The 12,861-nt window shown below is 65.5% G+C and carries 12 protein-coding genes and 1 pseudogene; 6 read left to right on the plus strand and 7 right to left on the minus strand.

The genetic code is table 11. From position 1 onward, the window contains the following. Positions 1-110 precede the first annotated feature (110 nt). Together AK81_RS19205 and AK81_RS19210 are read left to right on the plus strand one after the other, a co-directional pair. Positions 111-1,025 (plus strand): histone deacetylase family protein, encoded by a 915-nt coding sequence (locus AK81_RS19205; RefSeq protein WP_043201443.1) that lies wholly within the window; start codon positions 111-113, stop codon positions 1,023-1,025. A 148-nt stretch (positions 1,026-1,173) separates the two neighbouring features. Continuing rightward, entirely contained in the window at positions 1,174-2,409 is a 1,236-nt protein-coding gene (locus tag AK81_RS19210; protein WP_043201446.1) for a TIGR03862 family flavoprotein, read from the plus strand. Positions 2,410-2,571: 162 nt separating this feature from the next. Here AK81_RS19210 and AK81_RS19215 read toward each other — a convergent pair whose 3' ends face one another. The 5 genes from AK81_RS19215 to AK81_RS19235 all read right to left on the minus strand — a co-directional run bounded on the left by AK81_RS19215 (position 2,572) and on the right by AK81_RS19235 (position 7,012). After that, positions 2,572-3,903, minus strand: coding sequence for a DEAD/DEAH box helicase (locus AK81_RS19215; RefSeq protein ID WP_043201449.1), 1,332 nt, complete (start codon positions 3,901-3,903; stop codon positions 2,572-2,574). Between the two features lie 55 nt (positions 3,904-3,958). Continuing rightward, the gene (yedA, locus tag AK81_RS19220) at positions 3,959-4,879 is read right to left on the minus strand and encodes a drug/metabolite exporter YedA (RefSeq protein ID WP_043201452.1); all 921 of its coding nucleotides are present in this window, start codon (positions 4,877-4,879) and stop codon (positions 3,959-3,961) included. Positions 4,880-4,999: 120 nt separating this feature from the next. Then, positions 5,000-5,605, minus strand: coding sequence for a 3'-5' exonuclease (locus AK81_RS19225; RefSeq protein ID WP_043201453.1), 606 nt, complete (start codon positions 5,603-5,605; stop codon positions 5,000-5,002). Between the two features lie 9 nt (positions 5,606-5,614). Next, on the minus strand, positions 5,615-6,094 hold the full coding sequence (locus AK81_RS19230; protein ID WP_016501691.1) for an NYN domain-containing protein: 480 nt from the start codon (positions 6,092-6,094) through the stop codon (positions 5,615-5,617). A 159-nt stretch (positions 6,095-6,253) separates the two neighbouring features. Beyond that, on the minus strand, positions 6,254-7,012 hold the full coding sequence (locus AK81_RS19235) for a DUF2076 domain-containing protein (protein ID WP_043201457.1): 759 nt from the start codon (positions 7,010-7,012) through the stop codon (positions 6,254-6,256). A gap of 167 nt (positions 7,013-7,179) precedes the next feature. Between AK81_RS19235 and AK81_RS19240 the strand changes: the two genes are divergently transcribed. Continuing rightward, the gene (locus AK81_RS19240) at positions 7,180-7,836 is read left to right on the plus strand and encodes a YciC family protein (protein ID WP_043201460.1); all 657 of its coding nucleotides are present in this window, start codon (positions 7,180-7,182) and stop codon (positions 7,834-7,836) included. A gap of 86 nt (positions 7,837-7,922) precedes the next feature. Beyond that, positions 7,923-8,414, plus strand: a complete 492-nt coding sequence (locus tag AK81_RS19245; protein WP_043201461.1) for a hypothetical protein — start codon at positions 7,923-7,925, stop codon at positions 8,412-8,414. Between the two features lie 18 nt (positions 8,415-8,432). On the opposite strand, the gene hrpB is transcribed toward AK81_RS19245, so the two are convergent. Continuing rightward, positions 8,433-10,961: an ATP-dependent helicase HrpB gene (gene hrpB / locus AK81_RS19250; protein ID WP_043201463.1), complete on the minus strand. Its 2,529-nt coding sequence runs from the start codon at positions 10,959-10,961 to the stop codon at positions 8,433-8,435. A gap of 117 nt (positions 10,962-11,078) precedes the next feature. On the opposite strand from hrpB, the gene AK81_RS19255 reads away from it, so the two are divergent. Next, entirely contained in the window at positions 11,079-11,498 is a 420-nt protein-coding gene (locus AK81_RS19255) for a hypothetical protein (RefSeq protein WP_043201466.1), read from the plus strand. Between the two features lie 26 nt (positions 11,499-11,524). Further along, on the plus strand, positions 11,525-12,394 hold the full coding sequence (locus AK81_RS19260; protein ID WP_043201468.1) for a cation diffusion facilitator family transporter: 870 nt from the start codon (positions 11,525-11,527) through the stop codon (positions 12,392-12,394). Between the two features lie 233 nt (positions 12,395-12,627). On the opposite strand, the pseudogene AK81_RS19265 reads toward AK81_RS19260, so the two are convergent. Beyond that, a pseudogene (locus AK81_RS19265) lies at positions 12,628-12,861 on the minus strand (DUF6515 family protein); the annotation flags it as partial.

A 12,861-nucleotide genomic window follows, 5' to 3' on the forward strand; every position in this document is an offset into this window, starting at 1 on the left:
GGCCTTCGAGGCTTGTGCATTACCTGTGGGAGCTGGCTTGCCGGCGATTGGGCAGCAAAGCTGCCCCGCCCATGGCAAGATCAGCACTGGCCCTGATTGCGACCCCATCCATGCCGTTGCCGCTGATCTACCACGAAGACTACAGCCCGGAGTTCCCCGCCGAACACCGCTTCCCGATGGACAAGTTCCGCCTGCTGCATGACCACCTGGTCGACAGCGGGCTGACCACCAGCCAGGCGCTGCTGCGCCCGGACATCTGCCCCAACGACATCCTCGCCCTGGCCCACGACCGTGGCTACATCGAGCGTTACATGAACGGCGACCTGTCCCGCGAGGACCAGCGTCGCCTTGGCCTGCCTTGGAGCGAAGCCCTGGCCCGGCGCACGGTGCGGGCAGTGGGTGGCTCGCTGCTGACCGCCGAGATGGCGCTGCAACATGGCATCGCCTGCCACCTCGCCGGTGGCACCCACCATGCCCATTACGACCACCCCGCCGGCTTCTGCATCTTCAACGACCTGGCCGTGATCAGCCGCTACCTGCTGGAGGCAGGCCGGGTACACCGGGTACTGATCTTCGACTGCGATGTACACCAGGGTGACGGCACCGCGCGCATCCTGCACGACACCCCCGAGGCCATCACGGTGTCGTTGCATTGCGAACAGAACTTCCCGGCCCGCAAGGCACAGAGCGACTGGGACATTCCACTGCCTCGCGGCATGGGCGATGCGGCCTACCTGAAGGTGGTGGACGACACCCTCAACTACCTGCTGCCGCTCTATCAACCCGATCTGGTGCTGTATGACGCCGGCGTCGATGTGCACAAGGACGACGCCCTGGGCTACCTGCAACTGACCGACGCCGGCCTGGCCGCCCGTGACGAAGCGGTGTTGCGCCACTGCCTGGGCCGTGACATCCCGGTGGTTGGCGTGATCGGCGGCGGCTACAGCAAAGACCGCGAAGCGTTGGCCAGGCGCCATGGCATCCTTCACCACAGTGCGGCACGCGTCATCGGTTGTTCACAATGACTGTGGAACCGCCTGTGGATAACCTGCGTGAAAGCTGCTGTAGCCCTTTGTACACAAGGCCTGCAGCACTCTGATCACTTTTTGATCAGTGCTTCCACAGGCGGCGCTGCGCTAGAATGCGCCTCTTTTCCACAGCCTGCTGCCCACCATGCCCGATCTGAACCCCGCCTCCCCTCCCCTCGCCGTCGTTATCGGCGGCGGCCCCGCCGGCCTGATGGCCGCCGAAGCACTGGCCCAGGCAGGCCTGGCGGTCGAGGTATTCGATGCCATGCCTTCGGTGGGGCGCAAGTTCCTGCTGGCGGGTGTTGGCGGCATGAACATCACCCACTCCGAGCCGTACCCGGCGTTCGTTTCACGCTATGCCGAGCGCCAGGGCGAAGTCGATGCGCTGCTGCGCGACTTCGACGCCGACGCCTTGCGCCTGTGGATTCACGGCCTGGGCGTGGAGACTTTTGTCGGCACCTCGGGGCGGGTGTTCCCCACCGACATGAAAGCCGCGCCGTTGCTGCGCGCCTGGCTCAAGCGCCTGCGCGAGGCTGGTGTAGTTATCCACACCCGCCACCGCTGGTTGGGCTGGAATGCCGACGGTGCCTTGCGGATCGCTTATCCACAGGGTGAGCGCGCGGTGAAGGCTGCAGTCGTGGTACTGGCGCTGGGTGGCGGCAGCTGGGCGCGACTGGGTTCGGATGGCGCCTGGCAGCCATTGCTGGCCGAACGGGCTGTGGATATCTCGCCTTTGCAGCCCAGCAATTGCGGCTTTGAGGTGGAAGGCTGGAGCGCGTTGCTCAAAGACAAGTTCGCTGGCGCGCCGCTGAAGAACATTGCCCTCAGCGTACCGGGCAGCGCCCCGCGCAAGGGCGAGTTCATCCTCACCGCTCAAGGTGTGGAAGGCAGCCTGGTGTATGCCTGGTCGGCGCCGGTGCGCGAGGCCATCAACCGCGAAGGCCGAGGGGTGCTGCTGCTCGACCTGCTGCCGGACAAGCCTGTGGACAAGATTGCCCTGGCACTGGCCAAGCCGCGTGGGTCACGCTCCATGGCCAAGCACCTGCACAGCCAGCTGGGGATTGATGGGGTCAAGGCAGCGCTGCTGCGCGAGCTGACCGATCAGGCGACCTTTGCCGACCCGCAGGCGCTGGCCCAGGCGATCAAGGCATTGCCAATCACGCTGGTGCGCACGCGGCCGCTGGATGAAGCGATCAGTAGCGCCGGTGGAGTACGCTTCGAGGGGCTGGATGAAGGGTTGATGCTCAAGGGCGTGCCGGGGGTGTTCTGTGCCGGCGAGATGCTCGACTGGGAGGCGCCGACCGGGGGGTATTTGCTGACGGCGTGTTTCGCCAGTGGGTTGCGCGCCGGGCGGGCGGCGGCGGATTGGCTAAAAGCCTAAAGCTGATACCGCCCCCAACTGCCTTACGTAGAGCCTACAGGCTGCCGCGATCCCTGTGGGAGCGGGCAAGCCCGCGAAGCAAGCGACGCGATGGATGGCACCGGCTGCGCCGGTGTTCGCGGGCATGCCCGCTCCCACAGGGATCGCGTGATGGCTGCATATTCACGGCTTACGCTTACGCGGCCCACCATTGAAGCTAGGCACCTTGCGCACCGCCTTCACCGCCGGCTCCGCTTTACCCGCTTCAGTGCTGTCCATCCAGCGCCCCAGCCCGCGCTTGGCGCTGTTCTCTTTCGGCTTCTTGGGCTTCTTCGGCTTCTTGATCACCTGGCCACTGGCGTCGGTCATCGGCACCCGGTGATCCGGGATGAAATCCGGTTCTTCATGGCGCGGCAGGGTCTGGCGGGTCAGCACCTCGATCGCCGCCAGCATCTGCACTTCATCCGCGCAAACCAGTGAAATCGCCTCGCCCTTGTTACCCGCACGCCCCGTACGGCCGATGCGGTGCACGTAATCCTCGGCGACGATCGGCAGGTCGAGGTTGACCACCAGCGGCAGGTCGTCGATATCCAGGCCACGGGCCGCCACGTCGGTTGCCACCAGCACCTGAATCTCGCGGGCCTTGAAGCTGTCCAGGGCACGCTGGCGGGTGGCCTGCGGGCGGTCACCGTGGATGCCGTCGGCGTTCACGCCTTCGGCCAGCAAGCGCTCCACCAGCTGGTCGACACCGTTACGGGTCTTGGCAAACACCAGCACCTGCGTCCAACGCTGCTTGCGCAGCAGGTGGCAGAACAGGTCTTCCTTGCGCTTCTTGTCCACAGGCACCAGCCACTGCTTGACGCTGGCAGCGGCGGCGTTGCGCGGGCTCACCTCGATGCTGAGCGGGTCATTCAAAGCCAGCCCCGCCAGCACGCGGATCTGGTCGGAGAACGTGGCGGAAAACAGCAGCGTCTGGCGCTTGCGAGGCAGCGCGGCGTACACCGATTGCAGTTCTTCGGCAAAGCCCAGGTCGAGCATGCGGTCGGCTTCGTCCAGCACCAGGGTCTGCACCTGGTTGAACTTCACCGCCTTCTGCCGGAACAGGTCGAGCAAGCGGCCCGGGGTGGCCACCAACACGTCAACGCCACGGCGCAGGCGCATCATCTGCGGGTTGATGCTGACGCCGCCGTACACCGCGTAAGTGCTCAGCGGCAGGTTCTCGGCGTACTCGCGCACGTTGTTGTGTACCTGCTCGGCCAGCTCGCGCGTTGGCACCAGCACCAGTGCGCGGATCGAGTTGCTGGCCACCTTCTCGCCCTCCAGCGCCAGGCGCTGCAGCACGGGCAGGGCAAAACCTGCGGTCTTGCCGGTGCCGGTCTGGGCTGCGGCCATCAGGTCGCGGCCGGCCAGCACGGCGGGGATGGCCTTGGCCTGCACCGGGGTCGGGGTGGTGTAGTCCAGCTGCTGCAGCGTGCGCAGCAGCGGTTCGATCAGGCCGAGTTTGGCGAAATTCATGGCAATACCGTCAGGGGGTTCAGCGAAGGCGGCAAGTTTACCGCATCACCCCCGCCTACTTGCAGATTTCGCCTTTCAACGGCTGCGCAGGCGCGGGTGCCTTGCGCCACTGCGGCAGGCCGATCAGCACCACCGCACCGATGATCACTGCCATGGCCACGCACTCTTCGGCGCCAATCTGTTCGCCAGCAAAGACGATACCCAGCAACACGGCGACCGCCGGGTTGACGTAGGCATAGCTGGTAGCAGCTGCCGGGCGTACGTTCTTGAGCAGGTACATGTAGGCACTGAACGCCAGGATCGAGCCGAAGAACACAAGGTAGGCCAACGCACCCCAGCCGGCCGCGGTCGGCATCTGCGTCATACGCTCGCCAGACAGCACGCTGCCCAGCAACAGCGCCGCGCCACCCACCAGCATTTCCGCAGCGCTGGCCATCGGCCCCTGGGGCAACGGCAAGGTCTTGCTCCACACCGAGCCGAACGCCCACGACGCCGCCGCGAAAATGATCAGCGCCGCACCCATCGGGCTTGCCTGCAGGTTGGAGCCCAGGTTCAGCATGCCGATACCCACCAGCCCCAGGGCGATCCCCGCCCACTCCAGCCTCGAGTTGCGGTGCCCGAACAACAGGCCGAACAGCAAGGTGAACAAGGGCACTGTCGCCACCGCCAGCGCCGCCACGCCCGATGCCACCCCGGCATGTTCGGCCACGGTCACGCCGCCGTTGCCACAGCTGAGCAGCAGAAAGCCGATAGCCCCTGCCGCCCGCCACTGCGCCCAGGTCGGCGCCGGCGCACCACGCCAGCGCAGAAAGCCGTACAGCAGGCCACCGGCAATCAGAAAGCGCACCCCGGCCATGAGCATCGGCGGCCAACTCTCCACACCAATGCGAATGAACAGATAGGTGGAGCCCCAGACCAGGTACAAGGCCAGGAAAGCACCGATGAGCAACAACGGGAAGCGGCGGGAGGCAGGCATGGAAAACTCGAAATCCGTTTACGGGTAATTCAGTTTAACGGCCTGCCTGGGTGAAGTTACGTTACAGAACGGGCTCAAATGAGCGGCACACTTTTGGTGCGCCCGGCTTGGGCTGTGGTCTCAGCGGAACTTGGCCAGCGTTTCACGCACCTTCGCGGCAGGCACTTTCTGCAAGCGGCAAAGCAGGCCGTGGGACAGTTGCTGGATACCGTGGGCCTGGCGCAGTTCGCCTACCAGGTGTTGCAGCAGGTTGGCGGCCATCTCGGCATCGGCCATGGCCCGGTGCGCGGTGCCGGTATCCGGCAGGCCGGCCCAGCGGGTCAGGGTGCCCAGCTTGTGGTTCGGTGCCATCGGCAGCAGGCGCCGCGACAGCAACAGGGAGCAGGCGAACGACTGGCTGCGGCTACGGCCGATGCGATTCAGTTCGTAGTCCCAGAACTTCTGGTCGAAAGACGCGTTGTGTGCCAGCAGCGGGGTGTCGCCGACAAACTCGGCCACTTCGTTCATCACCTTGTCCACCGGCGGCGCGCTGCGCAGCATGGCGGTGGTAATGCCGGTCAGCCCGGCGACGAAGGCCGGTACCGGCACACCGGCGTTCATCAGGCTCTGGTAGCGCTCGACGATGCGCCCGCCTTCGAGCATCACCACCGCCACTTCGGTGGCGCGGCAGCCGGCGCCAGGGCTGATGCCGGTAGTTTCAAAGTCGATGACAGCAATACGTTCCATGAAAGGGCCTCAATGTTTGAGCAACAGCTTACCCTCGATGGGCACATAACGGGTGGCCGCACGGATCAGCGACAATGCGGTAAGCCCGGGCACGCCATACACCACGGCCTCTGTACCGTGGCGCTGGATCACCCGTTCCAGCAGCAGGTCGAAGTCGCCATCGCCAGAGGCCAGCACTACCTGGTCGACGCGGCTGGCTGCATCGATCACATCCAGGGTAATGCCTACGTCCCAGTCCCCTTTGGCCGAGCCATCGCTGCGCTGGATGAAGGGTTTGAGGCGCACATCGAAACCAAGGTTGCGCAAAATCTGCTGGAACTGCTGTTGCTTGCTGTCGCCACGGTCGATGGCATAGGCCACCGCTTCGACAATTTCGCCTTCACGGCTGACGTCTGCCCACAACGCGGTGTAGTTGAAATGGCAGCCGTGGGCCTGGCGCACGGTGTAGTAGAGGTTCTGCACATCGGCGAACAGCGCGATCTTTTTCACCTGGGAACCTCATGTCTGGCCTGGAATACTGGGGGCTGCTCCGCAGCCCTTCGCGGGCACGCCCGCTCCCACAGGTGTTGCGCGTGTCCCTGTGGGAGCGGGCGTGCCCGCGAAGGGGCGCAAAGCGCCCCCATAAATGCCAGCAGTATGCCAGACCTGTCAGACGTACGAATCGTCGTCCGAGAAGAACCCGCCATCGTCGCTGCCGTAATCGGTGTCGGCATAACCGCCCTGGTCACTGCCCCAGCCACCGTTGTCAGCCACTTGCTGCTGCGCGCCCTGGTCGTTCCAGCCGCCGCTGTCACTGGCCGGTGTTGGCTCTTCCTTGATCACCTCAGCCACCTCTTCGGGCTGCGAGTTGTGGTTGAACAGGCTGCTGATGCCCTGCGCCAGCAACACACCACCGGCCACACCGGCTGCGGTCTGCATGGCCCCTCCGAGGAAGCTGCTGGCACCGCCACGCGCCGGCGCAGCGCCAAAGCCTGGCTGCTGCGGCTGAGGCTGGGAGAAGCCCGGCGCAGATGGTTCGCGCCAGCCACCGCCAGATGCTGCAGGCGGCGCCGAAGGGCGCTGAGGCTGCACAGCCGGGGCCGCATTGCGCCCGCCCGAGCCAAAGATGCTGGACAAGAAGCCACCACCGCCGTTGCCTGGCGCGCTGCTACCGGTTTGTGCAGCCTCGGCCTGGGCGCGGGCCTGCTTCAGGTCGGCCTCCAACTGCTTGTTCTGCTCGTCGAGGCGCTTTATTGCCGCCTCCTGTACCAGGATTGCCTGGGCCATGTAGTAAGGCGCCGCCGGCTGCTGGCGCAGGTGTTGCTCGATGCACGCCTGGGCCTGCGCGTCACGCGGCTGGCTCGGGTCTTCGGCTTGCTTGATGCGGCCGAACAGGCCGTCGATCAGGGTTTGTTCTTCAGTGTTCATGGGGCGACCTCGTGGGGTAGCGGGACAACGGACAGCGTCAAAGATGGGGTGTAGCGGCACGGGATTCAATCACTGGCGCGGTGAAACTTTTTTCAGCAAGTGACAGCCCCACGCCCGCTTTGGGCTAAAGTTATGCCCCTGATTTTACTGCCATGCGATGTTGACTGATGAATCCGCTGAGCGTTCTGCGCGACTCCCTGTACTTCTTCCGCCGCCACCTGCCGAGCATTCTCCAGCTGTGCCTGCCGCTGGTGGTACTGGAGGCCCTGCTCACCCAGCTGCTGTACCGGCAGATGGGCGACCAGGCATCGCCGGCCTACGGCATGCTGGTCAGCCTGCTGCTCTACCCGCTGTACAGCGCGGCATTGATTCTTTACCTGCACACGCGCAGTAACGGCCAGGAAATCGGCAAGCGCGACCTGTTCGCCCGCGCCCTGCAGCTATGGCCGCAACTGGCCCTGCTGATCCTGATCAGCTCGCTGCTGATCATGGCCGGCCTGGCGCTGTTCATCTTCCCGGGCGTGTGGATCATGATCAACCTGGTGTTCGCCGAGTACCTGCTGGTGCTACGCGGCCTGCCGGTGGTGCAGGCCATGCGCGAAAGCGCACGCATGACCACCGGGCACTTCATGCGCATCATGATCTGCGTGGTGGCTGTGCTGGCACCGATCTGGCTGATCGACGGGCTGCTGCTGATGGCCTTCCCCGAGCCATCGCCCGGCATGGAGCTGGCCATGGACAGCCTCAGCGGCTTTCTGCAGTTGTTCAGCACCGTGGTGCTGTACCGCCTGTTCATGCTGCTGGAAGGCGAAACCGGGGCCTGAGGCAACAAGGGAAAGTCTTCGATCTGCCTGGGCGTCGCTCCTCGGCATTAGGGTGCAGAACCTTCAATGCCAACCGAGGAAACACCATGCACGAAGACATTCAGGCGGCATTTGCCATGTCGTTCCGCGCCAGGCTGTACCTGCGCGCCGTCGACCGGTACATCCCGCTGCGCCTGAGCCGCGGCAGCGACAAGTTCAGCTGGGGCATTACCCCCGAGGATGACTGGTTGCAGGCCGGGGGAAGGCAGGACTCGCCGGTGATGGACTTTCATTACCACTCGCAGACCGACGATCGCCTGCACTACCACATCAGTATTCCTGGGCGCCCGCAAGCCAAAACACTTGGCATCAGCCGCAATGGATATCTGGGTTTCTACTGGCATGCCGACGTTACCGACTACTGGAAGATCGAGCCGCTGCAGCTGACCGATGAAGGCCTTGTCTGTCATCTGCGCGACCAGCGGGGCTTCAGGGTCGGCATCATCAAGGATACGCCACACAAGAGCGGCGACTGGGTGGCCTTGCTCAATGTCGAGGAAGGTGAAGTGTTCACCTTCCTGCTTGCACCGCTCGACTGACCGCCGTCCCGGCGACGATCAGGTACCCCTGGGCTTGGCCCGCGCCGTAGCCTCGGCCACCAGAGGGTCGTCCGGCCAGTAATGCTTGGGGTACCGCCCTTTCAGGTCTTTCTTCACTTCGGCATAGGTTGTGCGCCAGAAGTTGGCCAGGTCCTGGGTTACCTGCACCGGTCGGCGGGCCGGTGACAGCAGGTGCAGCTTGACCTGCTGCCGGCCATTGGCGATGCGCGGGGTGTCGGCAAGGCCGAACAGTTCTTGCAGGCGCACGGCGAGAATCGGCGGGGTTTCGCTGTAGTCCAGGCGGATGTTCGAGCCGGACGGCACGGCCAGATGCGCGGGGGCCTGTTCTTCCAGGCGTTGTGGCAGCGGCCAGGGCAGCAGGTTGCGCAGTAGCGACGGCAGGTCCAGCGCGCTGAAATGACTGAGCCGGGACACTTTGCCAAGGTAGGGCTGCAACCAGTCTTCCAGGCTGGCGAGCAGCGCCTCGTCACCCAGATCGGGCCATTCGCTTTGCCCGTCCTTGTCCAGGTCCAGCTGGCGCAACAGCGCCACCCGTGCCTGCCACTGGCGCAGTTCCGGTGTCCATGTCAGCAGGTTCAGGCCTTTGCGTCGTACCAGGCCGAGCAGCGCTTTGGCGCGCGCTTCGTCACTCAGACCAGTCAGCGGTTCGCGGCTTAGTATCAGCTCACCGACTTTGGTTTGGCGTTCGGCACGCAGTACCTGCTCGCGCTCGTCCCAGTCGAGCAGATCGACACACTCGACCTGCTCGGCCAGCACATCATCGAGCAGCGCCGGGTCGAATTCTGCCGCAAGGTAGATGCGTTCTTCGCGCTGGCCTTGGCGGCTGCCCAAGTCAGCGATCACCAACCACGGGTGTTTCATCAATGCATCCACCTCGCCGAACAAGGCTGCACGGCCGTTGGCCATGCGGTACTCGGCGCCCCCTTCACGCCGCTGCTGCGCGACCCGGTCGGGATAGGCCAGCGCCAGCAAGGCGCCAAGCCAACGCGGATGGTCGGGGTCGGCAACAGCGACCCCAGCCTTGCCGCGCAACAGCCCACGGTACTGGCGCGCAAGCTGCCGGGCACGCTGCACGCCACCCTGGCCGCCACGGCTGGCCTTGCTCTCGCCGCTGACCAGGGCCAGCCGGCTGTGCAGGTCGGCACCGCCGCCACGCTGGATATCCCGCTCACCGAGCAACGCCGCCACATCACAGGCCATGGCCGCCAAACCCAGGCCCTGACCACGCAGCAACAAATGGGCGATGCGTGGGTGGGCCGGTAGCTCGGCCATGGCCTGGCCGTGATCGCTGAGGTTGTCGCGGCTGCCCGGTTTGAATGCACCCAGCCGTGCCAGCAGGTCCTGAGCCTGGGCAAACGCTGCGCTGGGCGGTTGGTCGAGCCAGCTCAACTGATGGGGTGCGACGCCCCAGCGCGCCAGTTGCAGGGCCAGGCCGGCCAGGTCAGCCTGGAGGATTTCGGCGCTGCCATGGGCCGCCAGCTGGTCATGCTGGGCTTCGGACCACAGCCGGTAGCACACGCCCGGCTCCAGGCGCCCGGCACGGCCGGCGCGCTGGGTGGCGCTGGCGCGGGAGATACGCTGGGTGTCCAGCCGGGTCATGCCGCTGCCAGGGTCAAAACGCGGCACCCGGGCCAGGCCTGCGTCGATCACCACGCGCACGCCGTCGATGGTCAGGCTGGTCTCGGCAATGTTGGTGGCCAGCACCACCTTGCGCTGGCCCTTGGGCGCCGGGTCGATGGCCGCGCCCTGGGCATTGAGGTCGAGTTCGCCATGCAGCGGGCACAGCAGAATCTCCGGCCGCTCGCCCAGTGCCTCCTGCAGGCTTTGGTGCACCCGGCGGATTTCGGCCTGGCCCGGCAAGAACACCAGCACACTGCCTGTCTGGTCGGCCAGCGCCTGCAGTACGCTGTCGACTACGCGTGGCTCGATGAACTCACCCGGCTGGAAGGGCCGCCCCCAGCGGATGTCCACCGGGTGCATGCGGCCCTCACTGCTGACCACCGGGGCGTCGTCCAGCAGCCGCGACAGGCGCTCGCCTTCCAGGGTTGCCGACATCAGCATGATCTTCAACGGCGGGTCGTCACGCAGCAACTCGCGGCCGTTGAGGCTCAGCGCCAGGGCCAGGTCGGCATCCAGGCTGCGTTCGTGGAATTCGTCGAAGATCAGCAGGCCCACGCCTTCCAGCGCCGGGTCGGCTTGCAGCCGCCGGGTAAGGATGCCCTCGGTCACCACTTCGATGCGGGTTTTAGGCCCCACCTTGCTGTCCAGGCGAATGCGGTAACCCACCGTTTCACCGACCTGCTCGCCCAGTTCACTGGCCAGCCGCTCGGCCGCCGCCCGCGCCGCCAGGCGCCGCGGTTCGAGCATGACGATGGTCTGCCCGGCCAGCCACGGCTCATTCAGCAGCGCCAGCGGCACGCGGGTGGTCTTGCCGGCACCGGGTGGCGCCTCAAGCACGGCTTCGTCACGTTTTTCCAGGGCTTGGCGCAAGGCGGGCAAGACGGCATCGATCGGTAATGAAATCATGGTGGTCCTCGAACAATCTGGCGAGTATAACGGCGAACCCAGCCTGCTCTATCATGGTCTTAAGCTTCAGGCGCAAGCGCTTCGCTTGCCCTGCTGAATTCCTTCTCGGAGATTTACATGCGCATCCCATCCCGCGTCATCGGCGGCGCCATCATCGTCACCTTGCTGACCCAGCTGACGGCCTGCGGCACGCTCTTCTATCCGGACCGTCGCGGCCAGATCGGCGGCAAGATCGACCCCGTGGTCGCTGCCATGGACGCCATCGGCATTCTGTTCTACGTCATCCCGGGGCTGATCGCCTTCGGTATCGACTTCGCCACGGGCGCCATCTACTACCCAGGCGGGCACACCGCCCAGGTCGACCCGGCCAAGCTGCGCGATGCCGTCAGCCCCGACGGTAAGGTCGACAACCTGAAGTTGCAGGCAATCATCGAAAGCGAACTGGGCCAGCGCCTGCCCCTTAACGACCCGCGGCTGATCCAGCACCGCGGCAGTGTCGAACAGCTGGCCAGCCTGGGCTTGGTACCGGCAGCCTGAACCCCGCACACGGACGTTGACCACGGATGATCACCCCAGCCGAACACCAGCGCCTGCTACGCCTGGCCACCCGCGCCTCACTGGCGGTGGCCAGCATCCTGGTGCTGAGCAAGGCGCTGGCCTGGTGGCTGAGCGGTTCGGTCAGCCTGCTGGCCGGGTTGACCGACTCGGCACTGGATGCTGTCGCCTCGTTTCTCAACCTGCTGGCCGTGCACTACGCCCTGCGTCCGGCCGACGATGATCACCGGTTCGGCCATGGCAAGGCCGAAGCCTTGGCCGGCATGGCGCAAGCGCTGTTCATCGGTGTCAGTGCGGTGCTGATCGGCGTGCAGGCGGTTGAACGGCTGCAAAACCCGCAACCCTTGGGTGATACCGGCATCGGCATCGCGGTGATGCTGCTGTCGCTTGGGCTGACCGTCGCCTTGCTGAGCCTGCAGCACAAAGTCATCCGCCTGACCGGCTCTACCGCGGTGCGGGCCGACTCCCTGCACTACCGCTCCGACCTGCTGCTCAACGGCAGCATCTTGCTGGCCCTGCTACTGGCACGCTTTGGCTGGCCGCAGCTGGATGCGCTGTTCGGCCTGGCCATCGCCTTCTACATCCTCTGGAGCGCGTTGCAGATTGCCCGCGAAAGTACGGCGATCCTGATGGACAAGGAGCTGCCCGGGGATGTTGGCGAGGACATGGCCACGCTGGTGCTGGCCATACCCGGCGTGAAAGGTGTACATGACCTGCGTACGCGGGTCTCGGGCAACCAGTGGTTCGTGCAGCTGCACCTGGAGCTGCCGGGGCAGTTGCCGCTGCACGACGCGCACGGGTTGTGCGTAGAGGCCTCGCGGGTGATCCGCCAGCGTTATCCACAGGCGGATGTGATGGTGCACGCCGACCCGGTGTGAATGCAAAAGGTGATTGGGGCTTTTGAGCGGGCATGCCCGCAGCGCGGTGGATGGCACCGGCTTCGCCGGTGTTCGCGGCTAAAGCCGCTCCCACAGGTACAGCATAATCCTGCAGCCTGCTCGGTCACTGTGGGAGCGGGTTCACCCGCGAAGAATCCTGCGCGCTGGATGGCACCGGCTTCGCCGGTGTTCGCGGGCACGCCCGCTCCCACAAAGACCGCGCAGCATCTGGCTCAGTTGATGCTGTAACCCCGGCCACTGAAGCAGGCACCCAGCGCCCGGCGATAGGTGTCGAGCACATTGGCCGGCGGCGCGTACGGCGCCGTCGCCGGGTCGAACCCCGACTGGCTCACCGCCCAGCGATGGCACTGGTAGCGGTCCTGCTCCTGCTGCTGTTGCCCCTGCCCGTTCATCGGGTAAGCCACCACGTCATACCCGCCATTCGGCGGGGCCACCGGGACGGGCGC

This window comes from Pseudomonas putida W15Oct28 (assembly GCF_000708715.2).
GTDB classification, from domain to species: domain Bacteria; phylum Pseudomonadota; class Gammaproteobacteria; order Pseudomonadales; family Pseudomonadaceae; genus Aquipseudomonas; species Aquipseudomonas putida_R.

Bases quoted from the DNA above. Each gene is read 5' to 3' on its own strand.
- yedA (WP_043201452.1), bottom strand. From the start codon at position 4,879: ATGCCTGCCTCCCGCCGCTTCCCGTTGTTGCTCATCGGTGCTTTCCTG.
- AK81_RS19240 (WP_043201460.1), top strand. From the start codon at position 7,180: ATGAATCCGCTGAGCGTTCTGCGCGACTCCCTGTACTTCTTCCGCCGC.
- AK81_RS19205 (WP_043201443.1), top strand. From the start codon at position 111: ATGCCGTTGCCGCTGATCTACCACGAAGACTACAGCCCGGAGTTCCCC.
- hrpB (WP_043201463.1), bottom strand. From the start codon at position 10,961: ATGATTTCATTACCGATCGATGCCGTCTTGCCCGCCTTGCGCCAAGCC.
- AK81_RS19215 (WP_043201449.1), bottom strand. From the start codon at position 3,903: ATGAATTTCGCCAAACTCGGCCTGATCGAACCGCTGCTGCGCACGCTG.
- AK81_RS19260 (WP_043201468.1), top strand. From the start codon at position 11,525: ATGATCACCCCAGCCGAACACCAGCGCCTGCTACGCCTGGCCACCCGC.
- AK81_RS19235 (WP_043201457.1), bottom strand. From the start codon at position 7,012: ATGAACACTGAAGAACAAACCCTGATCGACGGCCTGTTCGGCCGCATC.
- AK81_RS19255 (WP_043201466.1), top strand. From the start codon at position 11,079: ATGCGCATCCCATCCCGCGTCATCGGCGGCGCCATCATCGTCACCTTG.
- AK81_RS19245 (WP_043201461.1), top strand. From the start codon at position 7,923: ATGCACGAAGACATTCAGGCGGCATTTGCCATGTCGTTCCGCGCCAGG.
- AK81_RS19225 (WP_043201453.1), bottom strand. From the start codon at position 5,605: ATGGAACGTATTGCTGTCATCGACTTTGAAACTACCGGCATCAGCCCT.
- AK81_RS19210 (WP_043201446.1), top strand. From the start codon at position 1,174: ATGCCCGATCTGAACCCCGCCTCCCCTCCCCTCGCCGTCGTTATCGGC.